Origin of the sequence: Salinimonas marina (assembly GCF_015644725.1) — a bacterium.
Taxonomy (GTDB): Bacteria; Pseudomonadota; Gammaproteobacteria; order Enterobacterales; family Alteromonadaceae; genus Alteromonas.
In genome coordinates, this window is record NZ_CP064795.1 from 2,519,900 (window position 1) to 2,537,163 (window position 17,264).

The following is a 17,264-nucleotide window of genomic DNA, read 5'->3' on the forward strand; positions in this document are numbered from 1 at the left end:
GCAATAGACTCTTATAGTGCTGCACGCAGCGCTTCGCGGATAAGGGCTTCGCTGTCCATGTCGGAGGTATACACACCGCTTACCATTTTACTGGCCTGCGTGGGTTTGTAGCCTAATGCCACCAGGGCACTGGCCGCATCTTCACGAACATCGTTGATGGGTACTACGCTAGCGCCGTTGGTGCTTTCCATTGGTAAATCCGGCAAATTTACATCCTGAATTTTGCCAAATTTTGCCAGCCGGTCACGTAGCTCAACCACCAGCCTTTCCGCGGTTTTTTTACCTATTCCGGGCATGGCCACCAGTGAAGATACATCTTCGTTTTGCACGCAAACCATAAACTGACTGGCTGACATGCCCGACAGTATCGTTAACGCCAGTTTCGGACCCACGCCATTGGCTTTGATTAACTCGCGAAACAAACTGCGTTCCATTTTATCGGCAAAGCCAAATAGCAACTGGGCATCTTCGCGCACGACAAAGTGAGTGTACACCACTACTTCTTCGTTAAGGGCCGGCAACTGATAAAAGCTGGTCATGGGCATCTGAATCTCATACCCCACCCCGGCAACGTCTATTAATACTTCTGGTGGCTGCTTTTCCACCAGGGTTCCTCTGATTCGACCTATCATGTCATTAACTGCTCTGTATTATCGCAACCGGCCCCGAACAGTCTTACTTGCCTGTCCGGCCAGTTTAATCAAACTTTGTTCGGTATGAGCATGGCACAGGGCCACCGCTAACGCATCGGCAGCATCTGCCTGGGGAGTGCCTGGTAAACCCAGCAGATGTTTTACCATATGCTGAACCTGCGCTTTATCCGCGCCTCCCTTGCCCACTACCGCCTGTTTTATCTGTCGGGCAGAATATTCTGCCACCGGCAAGTGACTCTGGGTAGCTGCCACAATCGCGGCCCCCGCGCCTGCCCAAGCTTTAACGCTGAATCCGGATTCTTCGCCATAAACACTTGCTCAATGGCAAACTGCTGGGGGCCATATTGTTTGATGACCTCACCGACACTGCTGAAGATTTGTGACAAGCGTTCGGGTAACGCATCAGTTTTTAACCTGATACAGCCACTGGCCACATACACTAACTTGCCTTGACGGCGGGCAATTAAACCATAGCCGGTGATGCGAGAACCTGGATCTATACCCAGTATAATCATTATTTGGCTCCGGGAACAAATGTATCGACCGCCTCGCGGTTACTGGGCGACCAAATTCGCTGTAAAGCCGCAGGTTTGTCGAGCCACTCGTAGGAAAGATGTTCGGTTAGCACAATTACCGTATCAGCGGGAATTTGCGCGGTAAAAACATGTTCAGTGTTATAGAGGGTACCTGGCGGATAACGATGTAACCAGCAGGAACGGATTTTAAAGCGGTTGGTCTGGTGACAGTTCACCACCTGATGCAGATGCGGTTGCAGCTGTAAGCCTATTTCTTCGTGAACCTCGCGATAAGCGGTTTGTTCAGGAGACTCACCGGTTTCTATGGTGCCGGTCACCGATTGCCAGAAACTGGCATCATCATCTCGTTGTAACAATAAAATGCGGTGGTGCTCATCATAAAGCACCACCAACACTGATTCAGGTCTTTTATAACCCATAGAATCAGGTGTTTTTCTTGACCACGCCAATCGCCAGGTCAGCAAGCTGCTGTTCGTTTGCCGGGCTAGGCGCTGATGTCAGCGGGCACGCAGCCGTGGTGGTTTTTGGAAAGGCCATCACATCACGAATGGAGGTGGCACCGGTCATCAGCATCACCAAACGATCCAAACCAAAGGCCAGGCCAGCATGGGGCGGCGCGCCAAATTGCAACGCATCCAGTAAGAAGCCAAATTTACTTTGTGCTTCCTGCTCGCCAATACCCAGAATACTGAATACCGCCGACTGCATTTGTTCATCATGAATACGTACCGAACCGCCGCCTAATTCAACCCCATTTAATACCATGTCATAGGCATCAGACAAGGCGTCGGCAGGATTGGCTTTAAGTTGTTCGGCGTCCACATCCCGGGGCGCGGTGAACGGATGGTGCAGAGCGTGATACTGGCCATCGACTTCTTCGAACATGGGGAAATCCACGACCCACAGTGGGCGCCATTCGCCTTCCAGCAAATCAAGATCTTCACCCAGTTTCAGACGCAGAGCGCCCAGTGCTTCGGTGACCACATTGGCCGTATCGGCGCCAAACAACAGAATATCGCCACTTTGCGCGCCGGTGCGCTGTAACACGGCGTCAGTAATATCTTCGCTCAGGAACTTAAGTACCGGTGATTGCAGTCCTTCCTGACCGCCTTCAAGGCTGTTTACTTTCAGCCATGCCAGCCCTTTAGCACCGTAAATACCCACAAACTTGGTGTACTCGTCCAGTTGCTTACGAGACAAGCTGGCACCGCCGGGTACCCGAATGACCGACACCCGACCTTTAGGATCATTGGCTGGACCGCTGAATACTTTAAATTCTACCGTGCTAAGCAAGTCGGCCACATCCACCAGCTCCAGCGGATTACGCAGATCAGGTTTATCTGAGCCGTAGCGCTGCATTGCCTCGGCATAGGTCATGCGCGGGAAGTCACCCAGTTCAACATTTAGCATCTTGTTAAACAGATCCCGAATCAGACCTTCGGTAATCGCCATCACACCATCGGCATCCAAAAAGGTGGTTTCCAAATCGATTTGGGTAAACTCTGGCTGGCGATCGGCACGTAAATCTTCATCACGGAAGCATTTCACGATTTGATAATAACGGTCCATGCCTGACATCATCAGCAACTGTTTAAACAGCTGCGGCGATTGTGGCAATGCGAAAAATTCACCTTTGTGCGTGCGGCTTGGCACCAGATAATCGCGGGCCCCTTCAGGCGTGGCTTTGGTCAGGATGGGGGTTTCAATATCCAGAAAACCATCACCTTCTAAGTAACGGCGTACTGCGGCGGTTACCTGCGAACGAAACTTCAGACGCTGACTCATCAATGGCCGGCGCAGGTCCAGATAACGATAACGCAGACGCTGCTCTTCGGAATTTTCCTGGTTCCAGTCAAGGGGTAACGCATTCGCTTTGCTGTAAATATGTAAGCCGGTTCCCAGAATTTCAATCTCACCGGTACGCATGGTGTCGTTAACCTGGCCGGCAGGCCGGGCTCGTACTTTACCGGTCAGTTTTACACAAAATTCGCTACGCAACTTATTGGCTTCTTCAAGCACGTCCGGCAAATCCGGATCAAACACAACCTGAACCAGCCCTTCGCGATCGCGCAGGTCGATAAAAATCACTCCGCCTAAATCGCGGCGCTTGTTTACCCAACCGCACAGGGTAACTTCCTGTCCGACATAAGATGAATCAATATTCCCACAGTAATCTGTGCGCATGGTCGATGACCCCTGATAGTTCTGGTTGTTACCGGTGCTGCTGTTCACACAAACCCGACCCTGACTGTGCAAAAACACAGCATGCGGGAGTGGCAGGATAAAAAAGTGCGCGGCAACCGATGGCTTTATGACAAAATAAGGCCGCATAGTATAAACAAATGCGTAATAAACCCCAATGCCAAAAACAACATTCGCCGCAACAGATTTACCCGTAACCGCGCCGCTGCACCTTGGCTTACCCGTGTGGCAGGATAGCAGCTGGGCCAGCCGCTGGTTTGGTGACCCGGCGGCGCGTCAGCACACACTGCAGTATTATGCGCGTTTCTTCAATTCAGTAGAAGGCAACACCACCTTTTATGCGCTGCCCTCCCAGGCCACCCTCGCTAAATGGCAGGCGGCGGTGCCGGCTGACTTCCGTTTTACGTTTAAGTTGCATCAGGACATTACCCATAACGGGCCTGTTGGCGCGAACCAGGCGCGGCTGGAGGAGCAGCTTAGTCTGATGCGGCAACTGAAAGACCAGCTGGGCATGTTGCTGATTCAGCTGCCTGCGCACTTTGCCCCATCGGCACTGCGTCAGCTTAAAAAATTATTGGCGTATCTGGCCGATGAATTTGTGCTGGGTGTGGAAGTGCGTCATCCCGAGTTTTTTACCAAAGGTGAGGCCGAAGTCGCCCTGAATCGTCTGTTGATGCGCTATGGCGCTAATCGAATCATTATGGATACCCGTGCGTTGTTTGCAGGTCCGGCGCAAAATGCCATGGTGGCCGAGGCCCGAATCAAAAAGCCGCGAGTGCCGGTAAATATCATTGCGACGGCTCAATCGCCGGTGGTCCGTTTTGTGGGCGGAGATGATGACCACATCAATCAGCAAATGTTGACCCCATGGGTGCACAAATGCCAGCAATGGCGTCAGGAAGGAAAGAGTCCGTTTTTATTTTTACACAGACCCGATAACAAAGATGCGCCATGGCTGGCGCAACAGTTTGTGGAGCTTCACAACCGGTGTTACCCGAAAACCCCTCTGACCGGCCCGATGTCAGCGACCGGTCAGCAGGAAGACTTATTCTGAGGTGTTACGAAAGTCCGCGGCGTCAAGCTCGTGCTTTTTCATAAGCTTATGCATGTCGGTACGGTTGCGACCGGCCAGCTCTGCCGCCCGGGTCACATTACCGTCGGTCATTTTCAACAGCTTGTACAGATACTGCTGTTCAAAGGCATCCCGCGCTTCGGTCAGCGTGGGCCAGCTTTGTTTGGTGGCTGACAACGCCTGTTCGACCAAATGCAGGGGAATAACCGGCGTCTGGGTCAGCGCTACACATTGTTCTACCACGTTCACCAGTTGCCGAACATTACCCTGCCAGTCTGACTTAACCATCAGCTGCATGGCATCATCAGAAAACTGCGTGACATTGACATTGTGACGCTGGCCGCTTTGTTGCAGCAATGTGCGCGCTAACAAGGGAATATCTTCACTGCGTTCTTTTAGCGAAGGAAGTTTGAGATTTACCACATTTAGCCGGTAATACAAATCTTCGCGGAAGGTGCCCTCTTCCATCTCTTTGTGTAAATCTTTGTGCGTGGCCGAGATAACCCGGACATCGATATCCACCTGCTTGCTACTGCCCACCGGTCGAATCTGACGTTCCTGCAAAGCCCGTAATAGTTTGACCTGCAGCGTCATCGGCATGTCCCCGATTTCGTCTAAAAACAGGGTGCCGCCGTCGGCTTCACGAAACAAACCCGGGGCGGCCTGAACCGCGCCGGTGAAGGCGCCTTTGGCGTGCCCGAACAGCTCAGATTCAAGCAGGTTTTCAGGCAACGCGCCACAGTTGATGGCCACAAACGGCATATCTTTACGGGTGCTGGCCTGATGGATAGCATTAGCCAGTAATTCTTTACCGGTACCGCTGGCCCCGGTAATCAGCACACTGACTTCGCGCTGGGCAATACGATACGCCTGGTCCAGCACATTGGTCATTTCAGGTGAGCGGGTAATAATGGCTGAGCACCATTCGCCAGGCTGGGACGCCTGAGACTGACTCAGGGCCTTTTTAAGCAGGGTGCGTAGCTCTTCATGATCCACGGGTTTTGGCAAAAAGCCAAACACTCCGCGCTGGGTGGCGGCCACCGCATCAGAGATGGTGCCGTGGGCGGTCATCAGAATCACCGGGATATCTTGTCGAATGCCCATGATTTCTTCAAACAGGCTCAAGCCGTCCAGGCCTGGCATACGCAGGTCACTGAGCACCACATCAAATTCTTCGCTGCGAACTTTTTTAAGCGCGGCATTGCCATCTTCGACGGCGGTAACCTGATAACCTTCACCTTCTAAACGAATAGTCAGAAGCCGTAACAAACTTTTGTCGTCGTCTACCAGCAATAACTGCGGATTACTTTTACCTGACTCACTCACTGCTGGCTACTCCTGTTCTTATCCATCAATGTCGCTTCAATTTCTAATAGTTCTTCCAGCTTTTTTTGCTGGGCTTCAAGTTCTTGTTGCAATGCTTCACTGGACTGCGCTTGCTCTGCATTGACTTTGTTTAAAATGACCAGCGCTGATTCCAGCTCCAGCATTTCATTATTGGGGGCATCCACCATCGTTTTGACCAGCGGCTGTAACGCCGGCGACAGTTTGTCGATGATGCTGGTGATCCAGTGCTGTGACCGTAAACGCGCCTGATAAGGTGTGTCTACCGGCAGCGACAAAATCACCCGTTCAATGGTGTCGGGTAACGAGTCGCTCAATTCATCGATACGCGCTCTGCGTTGGGGCCAGGGCGTGGCATCAGCCTTAATCCACATATTGGCCCAGTAGATAAGATCGCATTGATGCTCAAACTCAATCGTGTCTTCGGTGACCAGACACATATCATCACTGTCATGAATTACCGTGACCGGTTGCGCTACTGTATCAGCCGGCTCGGTTACAGGTTGTGGTATCATCCCCGCGCAGCCTGTCAAAACCGCTACCAGTGACAGAACTAGCATTTTTTTCATTATTGTTCTTCCTCTTGCGGGATAGTCACCCTAAAACATACATCGGCATAATCCACCTCTGCCACTTCCACATCCCCATGCATCAGTTTGGCACAATCTGAGACAATAGACAGTCCCAGGCCGGTCCCGATGACATTATCGTTGCGTGGATCATCGCCCCGGGTGAAGGGTTCGAATAAACGGGTCACTGTTTCCGGGGAAATCCGTTTTCCACGATTGGCAACATCCAGGGTTATGTGTTTATCTTTTTCATAAATAGCCAGGTTGATTGGCCTGCCCACGGCGCCATGAGCCACCGCATTAGAAATCAGATTATCCAGAATCCGACGGTAAAGTTCTTCGTCTACCCAGATTTTACTGACCCGGATATCTACCGTGACTTCGCGTTCCTGCAAGGCCAGCGCATAATCTTCCAGACAATCCTTCACCATCTGGCTCGGGTTCACCTCGGTAAACGTAGGCTGCGCCTGTTGTAACAACAGGTTGTAGTCTAACAGCTTTTCAATCAGCGTATTGAGCCGTTGTGTACTGGAGGTCAATAATGCCAGCACTTCGGTCTGCTGAGTATTCAAATGCCCCACTACATTTTCCGACAGCAGGCTGCAACCTTCCTTGATGCTGGCCAGCGGGGTTTTTAATTCGTGGGCAGCATGACGTAACAATGCGGTACGGATATGTTCCAGTTGTTGCAGTCGATCGGCCAGCCAGTGTAAGTCTTTTTCGACGCCGATAAGCTCAGTGGGGGCCTGCGTCGATAAGGGCGGTAACGTGCCCTGCTCCTGGGCCAGGATCCGGATAATCTGTTTAAGCTTTTTAACCGGATTTACAATTAACTGACTGCCCAGCAAAATCAGCAGCAGAGAAACGCTTACCAGCATCGCCGTAGACCAGGCCTGTTTAGCCTGCATCGCGTTCAGATCGTTTTTCTGAACTTCCAAACGCTGCTGTATGGCGGTATCCACATCTTTTCGCATCAGCGACACATGCTTGTTCATCGCGTTCAAATACGCGTTAAGCACTCTGGTATCGTCAATGTTTCGAAAGGTTTTTAACTGGGTAATGTCTTTTTTAATGGTGTCGCAGGTATTGCTGGCCGGTAAGCTAGTGCACAGCTCTTTAAGTGCTTCGACAAACTGTATGATGGCATTATCGGTAAGCTCAGCCACCGTTTCATTGCGAATAATAGCATATTGACGCAGGGCACGTTCCAGGTCGATAGCGGCGCCATCGAGTTGTTGCATCAGCCCCACAACATCCACCACGTAGCGGGTTTCTACGTGGGTCATTTTGCCTACCTTTGCTAAATCGTTCTGGCTTTGCCATAACAATGCAATAAGTGGCACCAGGGCCAATACAAAACTGGCAAGGGTTAATTGTCGTAAGGAACCGAGTCGCACTACCTGCTCACTGAAAGAAAAACGGCCAATCAGAATGGCATACCCCTAAATTGCTAGCAAGTCAGAGACACGACGCTCCTTATTGCTTGTTATACCTTTTGTCTTAAGGTTTAGCAGTTGCCTGTGCAACAAACTCGTCACCGGAAAGCTCCTGTTTACTGAGTTTGCCATCTTTATTATTGTCCAGACGAGCAAACTTACGCAAGAGCTGGGTGTCAGACACCGCTTCTTTAAGAGACACCTGACCATCAAGGTCTGCATCTAGACGGGCAATGGTTGACTCTGTCGCGTTAGCATTGGCTACTGCCACAGACTGCACTGCAATAATGGTGAGTAAAATTAAAAAAACTTTTTCAATGCGTTTCATAAGCTGCTCCTGACTTTGGCAAATTTGGCGTCTTGTGCGGTAGTTGCCAAAAAGTAATAACAAAAATTACAAAGCCAGAACCATGCCAAAGTGCTTTAGCGTTTACATATTAACAACTTAAAGTAAAATTCGGGGACATTATTCCTATTCAGCTAATAATGTGTTGCTGTTCACCAACAGCTTCTAATCAGCTTTTACCGCCGTCTTCAGACCGCTGTCGCGGGGAGGAGCCAAAGTCAAAATAGTCAGGTAACAGGGCAATTTTTTCCAGGGGTAACGGCTTACTGAACAGATAGCCCTGAACATGATCGCAACCATGATTTAACAAATATTCCCACTGGCTAAGCTCTTCTACCCCTTCGGCACATATTGTCAGTGACAGCCGTTTAGCCAAATCGATAATGGCGCCGGTGACCAGTCGGCTGCGATGACACGTACTGATTTCCCGCACAAACTGCCGGTCAATCTTGAGGGTATCGATGGAGATTTGGGTCAGGTAGCTCAGTGAGGAGTAGCCCGTACCGAAATCATCCAGAGCCACCGCACACCCCATATTACTGAGGCGTTTGAAAAGTTTATTCGCAGATTCGAAATTTTCGAGATACGCCGACTCGGTTACTTCAAACTCAATGTATTCGGGATTGACCTGCTGCTCGGTGAATATTTGGTAAATAACATCGAACAATTCGCTATGTCGCAGGTCATGACCCGATAGATTAATGGCCACCCGAAATTTATGCTGCATAACTGACTGTAGCAAAGATAGATCGGCACAGGACTGCTCGATAGCCCAACGGGTCAGCAGGGAAATTTTACCGCTTTGTTCGGCCACAGGAATAAACTCACCAGGCAACACCAGCCCAAAGTCAGGATGTTCCCAGCGCATCAGGGCTTCAAAACCTATCACCTGGCCATTACGGTCAATTTTGGGCTGGTAAAACAATACAAACTCGTTGTTGACGATGCCCTGATCGATGCTGTTGGCGATAGACAATTTGCGTTTGTGGGTTTCTACCATCTCATTGGTAAAGATGGTGGCCATACCCCGTCCGCGAGCCTTAGACCGATACATGGCCAGATCAGCATTACTCATTAACTGGCTAAGCTCAAAATCAGCCTCGATGGCCCGGGCAATACCAATACTGACACCCACCGTCAGTGCCAGTCCGCGAAAATGAAAGGGCTTTTCGAATGCGGCAATCACTCGCTGCGCCAGATTGTCGAGACTGACATCGGTGACATCACGATCAGGGACAATAATAAATTCGTCGCCGCCCAGCCGGGCCACCAAATCGCTTTCTCGTAGCATTCCGGAAACCCGGTCAGCAACTTCAATTAAAATCAAATCACCCGTTTCATGCCCCAGCGAATCATTGATGCCCTTAAACCCGTCTAAATCAAAAAACATCAGCGCCAAATCAGTGCTCTGGCGTTTCGCCCGGGCCAGCTCCAGACGTAAGTTATCCATCACAAACTGGCGATTGGGTAAACCGGTGAGACTGTCGAAGTTTGCCAGTCTGGACATGGTCTGCTGTTGCTCTATGAGGGTCTGATTCTGCTCATCATTAATGGTCAGTTCGGCTTCTATGGTATCCAGCAGCATATTAACATTCTGACCCAGGCGGGCGACCTCACCGTTTGACCGGGTTTTAAAACGACGGGTGTAATCTGTTGACTGACTAAGCTGATGGGTGAAATGGGACAAACTGCTAAGGGGGGTTAGAAGCCGGTTCAGCCAGTACAGCCCAATGGCAATGGTAATCAGCAGGCTTAATGCCACCAACGGGCCCACATGCCAAAGCAGGGTCCGCCAGCTGTTGGTCACCGGGGAATTAATGTCGTTCATGATCATCAAATAACCATAGGTCACCCCATCTTGGATGATGCGGCGACTGGCGATCAATTGCTCATCAATGTGATAAGTCCCTGAGGGCGAGTTGAGAAGTAATACATAAGGGTCATTTTTTGGCAGGCCGTACTTGTGTCCGGCAACCCCGGTTTGGCTATGCAGCAAGACTTTGTGCCCATCATACACTCGGGCCTGTACAATGTGCTGATAGGCCGCCGCTCGTTTCATGATGGCCTGGATAGGATCCGCTGAAAAGAAAGCGCTGGAGCCCATGTCCGGGCTTGTGGTCCTGTTTGTGCTTTTAGTGCCCCCCATCGACGCTGTAGCGGTCACCGGGCCTGAGGAAGCGGCCATTAGCACCGGCAACAGTTCATCCGCCATATTCCTGGTCAGGGCGGTTAGGTTGCTTTTCACTGACTCGGTATAGAGCTGTTCATGCTTTTGTGCGGCAAACCAGGTAACTAGCGCCGAGATAACTAACACTGCCCCTACCAGCATAATTGCAATCGGGGTTTTGATAGATTTGAACACTTTACTGCTACCCTGTGCCGTGCTCACTGGTACTCATCGGATATTGCAGTTGACTGCGTTACTCGTCGGACACTGAAAGCTTGGTTTTAATAAACTGGCTATGAGGAATATACAAAAGATCGGCAATGCGCCGGATAGTATGCTCTTCCATAGGTGCAAGATTATCATCAGCATAGGCAAGTTCCCAGAGGCTGGTTAAGATATTCTTCTTTTGTTCATTATCGCACTTTTTGTTGATAACTTTAGTGAAATGCACCAAACCTACGGCATCATCGGCGGTCTCATGGCCATCTTCAACCAGGGTATCCAGCGCCTCCTGGTCAAGTGAGAACTGGCGTTCAAGAATTTCCCGGTAGGCAATTTTTTCGCGCTCATCAACCTCGTGATCGGCCCGGATAACTTCACTTAATAAAGCCGCAGTGGCCAGTTCTACGGAATATTGTGAGGCTTTGGTTTCCTCGTCGGGACGATCAAATAAATCCAGCACTTTTTTTAACATACACTTCAACCTGGTTGGTAGTTATTGCATTTTCTACGACCATAAATGTTAAAAGTTTGCTCATTCTGTCAGGTTGGCTGGCTGAAAATCCGCGATAACCACCATAATTCTGGCGGCACATGGCCTTCGCCTGGGGCCAGGAGCAATAAGAAAATGCCGATAGCGCCTGAAGAAAGAGCGGCAACAGAAAGAGTTAAGAAAGAAATTCACACGAATGCTAAGGCCCGCCCTGTAGTAAGCTGTCTGTAACTAGCACGCCGCCGGTACCGGGTGTCAGGCTGCTTAACCGAGCCGTTGCAGAGACCAACGGTCATACAAATAAGTCAACTAATACGACGGTGCCGCTATAGCTTCGTCAGCAATGCCACTATGCGGTTAGCGGCCAGGTATGGCCGTGGCAGGTCACTGTGCTATAAATTTAGCGTAATATTTTCTACCATAGCAGCTATCAGTGGCGTAACCCGCTGTGAAAATTAGGCTAAAGGGCAATTTATGCAAGACTCTAAACTGGTATACAGTACCGACACCGGCAGAATCAAAGACACACAGCAGTCCAGTGAGCGCTCGGTCTCCAAAGACGGGGTGGTAAGAATTAAACGAGAAACCAAAGGCCGTAAGGGTAAAGGGGTTTCTATTATCACCGGGCTGGACATGGATGCAAAAGCACTGAAAGCGATGTGTACCGAATTGAAAAAGAAATGTGGGTGTGGCGGCGCGGTCAAAGAAGGCACCATTGAAGTACAAACAGATGATCGCGACAAACTAAAGAGCCTGTTAGAGGCAAAAGGTCATAATGTAAAGCTGGCCGGCGGCTGACTGGGTTTACCCCTAAGGTTGGCTGCACGCACCAATTAGAATAACAGAGATAAAAGTGAGAATTGTTGATGGAAAAACTGTCTATTTGTGACCTGAATATTGTATTGGTCGAGCCATCCGATACCCAGCGTAAAATTATCACCACCTTACTGCTTAAGGAAAAGGTCAAAGAAATTGACTCTGTGGCCAGCCTTGCTGAAGCCCGGGCCGCGATCCGTTCCCATGGTGCGGATTTGGTGGTAAGCGCCATGTATTTTGAAGATGGCACCGCCTCAGAACTTTTGCGTTTTATTAAAGAGGATCCTGACTTCGAAAATATTCCTTTTATGCTGGTTTCATCTGAAAACCGCTTGAGCAAGCTTGAGGAATTGAAGCAGGCAGGCGTGGCAGCCATTTTGCCTAAACCGTTCGAGCCTTTGCACTTGTCCCGGGCATTAAACGCCAGTCTGGATTTGATTAACCACGATGAGCTTGAGCTGGACTTGTTTGATGTTCGCGATGTGCGGGTATTGCTGGTGGATGACAGTCGTCTGGCACGTAATCATATTCGGCGGGTGTTAGAAGGCATGGGTCTGGAAAAAATTAAAGAAGCGGAAAATGGGGCCACAGCCCTGACCCTGGTTAAAGAAGAAGCCTTTGACCTGGTAGTGACTGATTACAATATGCCGGAAATGGATGGGCGGGAATTATCTGAGTTTATCCGCTTTAATCCGGAAACCTCGCATATTCCGATTATCATGGTCACTTCTGAAGCCGCGGACAGCATGCATATGCTCAATATCCAGCAAACCGGGGTCAATGCACTATGTGACAAACCCTTTGAACCCACCGAAGTACGGGCGATGCTGGCCGCCTTGCTAGGTGAGTAACTCACCGTCCTAGCATAGGGTGCAAAGACAAAACAACAATTGCCGGTAATTGCGCACCATCGCATTGTAAAAAGGAATTGACACACACCCCTTTGCTTTATAAAGTCAGGACATGAAACACATTCTTGGTCGCACTTTCATCTTCTTTAACGGCTTTATTCTCTTTGCCTGAGGGAGCGTGCACTGTATTCAGAAACCTCCCCCGGGAGGTTTTTTTTTGGCTTTAAACGGAACCTACGATGACACAATCAGCGCTGGATACCATTCGACACCGCATTACTGAGCTGGACAGCCACTTGTTACAGCTTTTGGCCGAACGCCGCCAGCTTACCCAGGAAGTTGCCGAGACCAAAATTGCGCATCATATCCCGGTACGCGATGTAAAACGCGAAGAACAGTTGCTGGTCCGGCTTATCAAGGAAGGTCAGCAGATAGGTCTGGATCCCCACTATGTCACGCAGTTATTTCATGTGGTGATTGAAGACTCGGTACTCAATCAGCAAGCCTTGCTGGCCGCGCGAGCTAATCCCGGAGCCGCGCTGCCGCTCAATCGGGTAGCATTTTTGGGGGACAAAGGCTCGTATTCGTACCTGGCCACGCAGAAGTATTTTTCGCGACGCCCGGGTGAGCTGCTGGAAATCGGATGTCAAAGCTTTGCTGAGATTGTACAAAAGGTCGAGCATGCCGAAGCCGATTACGCGGTGTTGCCTATTGAGAACAGTACGTCGGGCAGTATCAACGAGGTTTATGACCAGCTACAGCATACCGAGCTCAGTATTATCGGCGAACTGATCCACCCTATCCGGCATTCCCTGTTGGTGGCCACCCAAACCAGCCTGGATAAGATCAAAACCTTGTATGCCCACCCGCAGGTCTTTACCCAGTGCAGCCACTTTCTGGCAGAATTGGGCAATGTGGAGGTAAAAACCATTGATAGCACGTCTTCTGCCATGCTCATGGTCAGTGAGATGCAACGGGACGATGTTGCCGCTATCGGCAGCGAAGCCGGCGGGGGCTTATACGGGTTATCGGCGATTAAATCCAATCTGGCTAACCAGAAAGAAAATCATAGTCGGTTTATTGTTGTAGCACGGGCTCCGGTGGTGGTGCCTTTGCAGGTTCCGGCTAAAACCACCCTGGTTATCTCTACGGTACAGCAGCCCGGGGCATTGGTTGATGCGTTACTGGTATTGCGTGAAAATAAAATTAATATGACGAAGCTGGAGTCACGGCCGATTCATGGTAATCCCTGGGAAGAAATGTTTTATATTGATGTGCAGGGCAATGTACAGGACGGCCCGGTACAAAAGGCACTGGAATCACTGCGCGGCATTACCCGGTATATAAAGGTTCTGGGGTGTTATCCCAGCGAAGAGATCAGTCCCACTAAGGTAGCCGCAGCCAATGCGCTGACATCCTCGTCATAGCGGTAACGCCTCTGCAATAAAAAAGGCTGAATATAGAATATTCAGCCTTTTTTTATGCTTTGTGACCGTCCTGAGTACGCTGCGGGCTACTTGCGCAACAAATGACTGTCATCGGCTTTTAATAACAACTGCTTGCTGTCGGTCAGGCAACGCCTGGCGTAATCGCCAAACCAATTTCCGACTTCGGCAAATTGTTGTATAAAGGCAGGTTTGTTGCCGGCTTCAAGTAACGCCAAGGCCGCGCCAAAACGTTCATGAAACCTTCGTAGTAAAGCAAAGTTATCCGGGTTATTAAAGATAATATCCGCGTACAGATCCGGCGCCTGCGCAAACAAACGTCCGACCATCGCCAGCTCCAGCCGGTAAATTGGTGATGAAAACTGCGTGAGCTTTTCCAGATCAGGTTTTTCACCGCGCAGGTGCTCACCATACACAAAGGTATTGAAATGGCGCATAACCTGAATATAAGCCATGGCCTCATCATGCTCTTTGGCATCACTGTGATGCACGGTAGCGCCCCAGGTATTCATCTGCTCTACCAGCCACTGGTAGGCCTCGGGCTGACGCCCTTCGCACACGACCACCACCTGCTTGATCATCCCCGGCGCATCCGGACCAAACATGGGATGCAGACCTACTACCGGCCCCTGGTGGACATTCAGCATGGCTTGCAAAGGGCGGGCTTTGATACTGGTGATGTCAGCCAGAATACAGTCATCAGGTAGCATCGTGAGCCGCGCGATTACCTGCTCGGTGATATTAATCGGCACCGCGACCACCACCAGCGTGGCAGTACTAAGTATCTTATGAGCCCGGCCATTGTCCCAGTCTGCAGGTTCAATGCTGCTGACCCGGTAACCGCTTTTTTCAAACAGCCCGACAAACACCCGGCCCAGAGCCCCTTCCCCCCAATAATCACGACCTCACCGGCCGCTGGGTTCATGCAAAGGTAACGGTTATTTTGCGTGTGATAAGACTCACGCATAATTCGGCGCAACAGGTCTTCGACCAATTCCGGCGAAACGCCTGCTGCCTGCGCCTGTTCCCGCCGTGAAGCGATGAGATCTTTTTCTCGCTCCGGCACATACACCGGCATTCCGGTTTCGGCTTTTATTTGCCCAACTTCGGTGGTGACTTTTGCGCGTTTCGCCAGCAAGTCGACCAACTGGGAATCCAGCTGGTCGATGTCATTGCGCAGCTCACCTAAGCGTCTCGACAAATCAGACATAAGTGTTAATTACTCTTTTACTATTTAGGCGACCTGAATACGTTTATCACGACGCATTGGTAATACGGTAATCAGGCGATCGCGCATCTGGGCAATAAGTTCTTCGGTGGTTTGCCAATCAATACAGCCATCAGTAATAGAAACGCCGTACTCCAGTTCGTCCTGGTTTTTATCGTCGGCTTTCTGATTGCCAGCGTTGATGTGGCTTTCGAGCATAACTCCGATAATAGACTGATTACCTTCTAAAATCTGATTCACCACATTTTTGGCCACCGCCGGCTGACGACGATAATCTTTGCTGGAATTGGCATGACTGCAATCCACCATCAGACCTGCGGTTAAGTTGGCCTCTGCAAGCTCAACTTCGGCATCGGCCACACATACAGAGTCATAGTTTGGCTGCTTACCGCCGCGCAAAATAATGTGGCCATCCGGGTTGCCTTTAGTACCAATGATACTGACCTGCCCCTGTTGATTAATACCCATGAACCGGTGGCCAGACGCCGCCGACTTTAACGCATTAATCGCAATACCCAGGCTACCATCGGTGCCGTTTTTAAAACCTACCGGCATAGACAGGCCGCTGGCCATTTCACGGTGCGTCTGGGACTCAGAAGTACGCGCCCCGATGGCGCTCCAGCTGAATAGCTCCGCCAGATACTGCGGACTGATGGGGTCCAGGGCTTCGGTGGCAACGGGCAATTCCAGTTCCGCCAGCCAAATCAATAGTTCGCGGGCTTTGCGTAAACCGGTTTCAATATCAAAGGTACCATCGATATGCGGATCGTTAATCAATCCTTTCCAGCCGGTGGTAGTGCGTGGTTTCTCAAAGTAGACCCGCATCACCACAAACAGGCTGTCTTTACAGGACTCATGCAGCTCTTTTAACCGTAGGGCATAATCTTTTGCCGCGTCAATATCATGAATAGAACATGGGCCGCAAATCACTAACAACCGGTGGTCCTGGCCGTGAATGATGTCGGAGATGGTTTTGCGGGCAGAAGAGATGCCATTAAGCGCTTTGTCTGACACCGGCAGTTCCTGGCTAAGCGCATCGGGGGTGATCAGCACATCCTGAGTGCTGATATGGATATTGTTCACTGTATCTTGCATCTTACCACTCTACTATTTAGAAACTGACTTCATAGTGTAGGCTGAGTTTTGTTGCCTAACCACTTACCTTTAAGTGCAAACTAATAATTACACTTTCATTTTTGCATTTATTCAAGCTGATTGACTTTTTATCAATATATAGCTAAAGCCGCAACCAACATTTGTTTAAAACCGCACTTTGGTCGTTTAACCGCAATTAAATCGGCTGAGATGCAGTTACCACCTGTCCGGCGGCAATGACTGTGTCGCTCTCAATACATGCGCCAGGCAGTATAGTGGCGCCCGGTCCGATAACCACGTTATCACCAATAAACACCGGTTGACTGTGCTGCCAGCCGGCACGCCGGCGGAGGCTATCGGTAGCATGATACACACTGGCTAACACCACCCCATCGGCTATGGTTACCTTCGCGCCAAAAGTGATAGGGGCGGCATCCAGCATGACCACATGGTGGCCAATATGCAATTGCGGGGCCGCAACGATATTGACGCCATAATCGCAATAAAATCCGCTTCCCAGGGTGACCTCGGTAACATGGGGCAATAGTTGCTGTATAAGTAACTGGCGCTCTGCCTTGTTCGCCTCCTGGTTTAGTTTGTGGCAACGGTGTTTGGCTAGCTTACGTGCGCGCTTCAACGGTTTAGCCTGGGTCTGATAGGGCCGGCCTGACACCATTTGCTGCCAAATCTGGCTGCTATACAACGCCTGACTCATGCTTTTCTCCAGCCATAAAAAAAGCCCGCAATCTGCGGGCTTTTCGAAAAGTTAACAATAACGCAAGGATTAGTAAT

15 protein-coding genes and 2 pseudogenes are annotated in these 17,264 nt (G+C 50.3%); 4 read left to right on the top strand and 13 right to left on the bottom strand.

Going from position 1 to position 17,264, the window contains the following annotated elements; genetic code table 11:
• Nucleotides 1-11: 11 nt before the first annotated feature.
• The 4 genes and pseudogenes from ruvA to aspS all read right to left on the bottom strand — a co-directional run bounded on the left by ruvA (nt 12) and on the right by aspS (nt 3,373).
• Complete coding sequence (gene ruvA, locus IT774_RS11320) at nt 12-632, bottom strand: Holliday junction branch migration protein RuvA (protein ID WP_195809874.1); 621 nt, start codon at nt 630-632, stop codon at nt 12-14.
• An 18-nt stretch (nt 633-650) separates the two neighbouring features.
• A pseudogene (gene ruvC / locus IT774_RS11325) lies at nt 651-1,171 on the bottom strand (crossover junction endodeoxyribonuclease RuvC).
• The gene (nudB, locus tag IT774_RS11330) at nt 1,168-1,608 is read right to left on the bottom strand and encodes a dihydroneopterin triphosphate diphosphatase (RefSeq protein WP_195809875.1); all 441 of its coding nucleotides are present in this window, start codon (nt 1,606-1,608) and stop codon (nt 1,168-1,170) included. The pseudogene ruvC and the gene nudB overlap by 4 nt, the downstream one beginning before the upstream one ends.
• Nucleotides 1,609-1,612: 4 nt before the next feature.
• Nucleotides 1,613-3,373 carry an aspartate--tRNA ligase gene (aspS, locus tag IT774_RS11335; RefSeq protein ID WP_195812277.1) on the bottom strand — a complete coding sequence of 587 codons (1,761 nt, stop codon included), beginning with the start codon at nt 3,371-3,373 and terminating at the stop codon, nt 1,613-1,615.
• Nucleotides 3,374-3,548: 175 nt separating this feature from the next.
• Here aspS and IT774_RS11340 point away from each other — a divergent pair, with 175 nt between their 5' ends.
• Nucleotides 3,549-4,445, top strand: a complete 897-nt coding sequence (locus IT774_RS11340) for a DUF72 domain-containing protein (protein ID WP_195809876.1) — start codon at nt 3,549-3,551, stop codon at nt 4,443-4,445.
• Here the strand turns inward: IT774_RS11340 and IT774_RS11345 are convergent.
• The 6 genes from IT774_RS11345 to IT774_RS11370 all read right to left on the bottom strand — a co-directional run bounded on the left by IT774_RS11345 (nt 4,437) and on the right by IT774_RS11370 (nt 11,019).
• Nucleotides 4,437-5,789, bottom strand: coding sequence for a sigma 54-interacting transcriptional regulator (locus IT774_RS11345; protein ID WP_195809877.1), 1,353 nt, complete (start codon nt 5,787-5,789; stop codon nt 4,437-4,439). The genes IT774_RS11340 and IT774_RS11345 overlap by 9 nt on opposite strands.
• A complete protein-coding gene (locus IT774_RS11350) occupies nt 5,786-6,376 on the bottom strand; it encodes a hypothetical protein (RefSeq protein ID WP_195809878.1) in 591 nt (196 codons plus the stop codon). The genes IT774_RS11345 and IT774_RS11350 overlap by 4 nt, the downstream gene beginning before the upstream one ends.
• Nucleotides 6,376-7,773, bottom strand: coding sequence for a sensor histidine kinase (locus IT774_RS11355; RefSeq protein ID WP_195809879.1), 1,398 nt, complete (start codon nt 7,771-7,773; stop codon nt 6,376-6,378). Before IT774_RS11355 ends, IT774_RS11350 begins: the two co-directional genes overlap by 1 nt.
• A gap of 103 nt (nt 7,774-7,876) precedes the next feature.
• Complete coding sequence (locus IT774_RS11360) at nt 7,877-8,140, bottom strand: EF-hand domain-containing protein (RefSeq protein ID WP_195809880.1); 264 nt, start codon at nt 8,138-8,140, stop codon at nt 7,877-7,879.
• 187 nt (nt 8,141-8,327) lie between these two features.
• Nucleotides 8,328-10,547 carry an EAL domain-containing protein gene (locus IT774_RS11365; protein WP_232364965.1) on the bottom strand — a complete coding sequence of 740 codons (2,220 nt, stop codon included), beginning with the start codon at nt 10,545-10,547 and terminating at the stop codon, nt 8,328-8,330.
• A 31-nt stretch (nt 10,548-10,578) separates the two neighbouring features.
• The gene (locus IT774_RS11370; RefSeq protein ID WP_195809881.1) at nt 10,579-11,019 is read right to left on the bottom strand and encodes a tellurite resistance TerB family protein; all 441 of its coding nucleotides are present in this window, start codon (nt 11,017-11,019) and stop codon (nt 10,579-10,581) included.
• Nucleotides 11,020-11,511: 492 nt separating this feature from the next.
• Between IT774_RS11370 and yciH the strand changes: the two genes are divergently transcribed.
• The 3 genes from yciH (at nt 11,512) to pheA (ending at nt 14,131) form a co-directional block, all read left to right on the top strand.
• Nucleotides 11,512-11,835 carry a stress response translation initiation inhibitor YciH gene (yciH, locus tag IT774_RS11375; protein ID WP_195809882.1) on the top strand — a complete coding sequence of 108 codons (324 nt, stop codon included), beginning with the start codon at nt 11,512-11,514 and terminating at the stop codon, nt 11,833-11,835.
• Nucleotides 11,836-11,903: 68 nt separating this feature from the next.
• Nucleotides 11,904-12,704 (top strand): response regulator, encoded by an 801-nt coding sequence (locus tag IT774_RS11380; RefSeq protein WP_195809883.1) that lies wholly within the window; start codon nt 11,904-11,906, stop codon nt 12,702-12,704.
• 239 nt (nt 12,705-12,943) lie between these two features.
• A complete protein-coding gene (pheA, locus tag IT774_RS11385) occupies nt 12,944-14,131 on the top strand; it encodes a prephenate dehydratase (protein WP_195809884.1) in 1,188 nt (395 codons plus the stop codon).
• Between the two features lie 86 nt (nt 14,132-14,217).
• Here the strand turns inward: pheA and tyrA are convergent.
• The 3 genes and pseudogenes from tyrA to IT774_RS11400 form a co-directional block, all read right to left on the bottom strand.
• Nucleotides 14,218-15,359, bottom strand: a pseudogene (tyrA, locus tag IT774_RS11390) (bifunctional chorismate mutase/prephenate dehydrogenase).
• A 24-nt stretch (nt 15,360-15,383) separates the two neighbouring features.
• The gene (locus IT774_RS11395; RefSeq protein WP_195809885.1) at nt 15,384-16,472 is read right to left on the bottom strand and encodes a 3-deoxy-7-phosphoheptulonate synthase; all 1,089 of its coding nucleotides are present in this window, start codon (nt 16,470-16,472) and stop codon (nt 15,384-15,386) included.
• 196 nt (nt 16,473-16,668) lie between these two features.
• Nucleotides 16,669-17,187 carry a maltose acetyltransferase domain-containing protein gene (locus IT774_RS11400; RefSeq protein WP_195809886.1) on the bottom strand — a complete coding sequence of 173 codons (519 nt, stop codon included), beginning with the start codon at nt 17,185-17,187 and terminating at the stop codon, nt 16,669-16,671.
• Between the last annotated feature and the right edge of the window lie 77 nt (nt 17,188-17,264).

Coding starts and splice junctions, on each gene's coding strand:
- ruvA (WP_195809874.1), bottom strand. CDS start 632: ATGATAGGTCGAATCAGAGGAACCCTGGTGGAAAAGCAGCCACCAGAA.
- nudB (WP_195809875.1), bottom strand. CDS start 1,608: ATGGGTTATAAAAGACCTGAATCAGTGTTGGTGGTGCTTTATGATGAG.
- aspS (WP_195812277.1), bottom strand. CDS start 3,373: ATGCGCACAGATTACTGTGGGAATATTGATTCATCTTATGTCGGACAG.
- IT774_RS11340 (WP_195809876.1), top strand. CDS start 3,549: ATGCCAAAAACAACATTCGCCGCAACAGATTTACCCGTAACCGCGCCG.
- IT774_RS11350 (WP_195809878.1), bottom strand. CDS start 6,376: ATGAAAAAAATGCTAGTTCTGTCACTGGTAGCGGTTTTGACAGGCTGC.
- IT774_RS11360 (WP_195809880.1), bottom strand. CDS start 8,140: ATGAAACGCATTGAAAAAGTTTTTTTAATTTTACTCACCATTATTGCA.
- IT774_RS11370 (WP_195809881.1), bottom strand. CDS start 11,019: ATGTTAAAAAAAGTGCTGGATTTATTTGATCGTCCCGACGAGGAAACC.
- yciH (WP_195809882.1), top strand. CDS start 11,512: ATGCAAGACTCTAAACTGGTATACAGTACCGACACCGGCAGAATCAAA.
- IT774_RS11380 (WP_195809883.1), top strand. CDS start 11,904: ATGGAAAAACTGTCTATTTGTGACCTGAATATTGTATTGGTCGAGCCA.
- pheA (WP_195809884.1), top strand. CDS start 12,944: ATGACACAATCAGCGCTGGATACCATTCGACACCGCATTACTGAGCTG.
- IT774_RS11395 (WP_195809885.1), bottom strand. CDS start 16,472: ATGCAAGATACAGTGAACAATATCCATATCAGCACTCAGGATGTGCTG.
- IT774_RS11400 (WP_195809886.1), bottom strand. CDS start 17,187: ATGAGTCAGGCGTTGTATAGCAGCCAGATTTGGCAGCAAATGGTGTCA.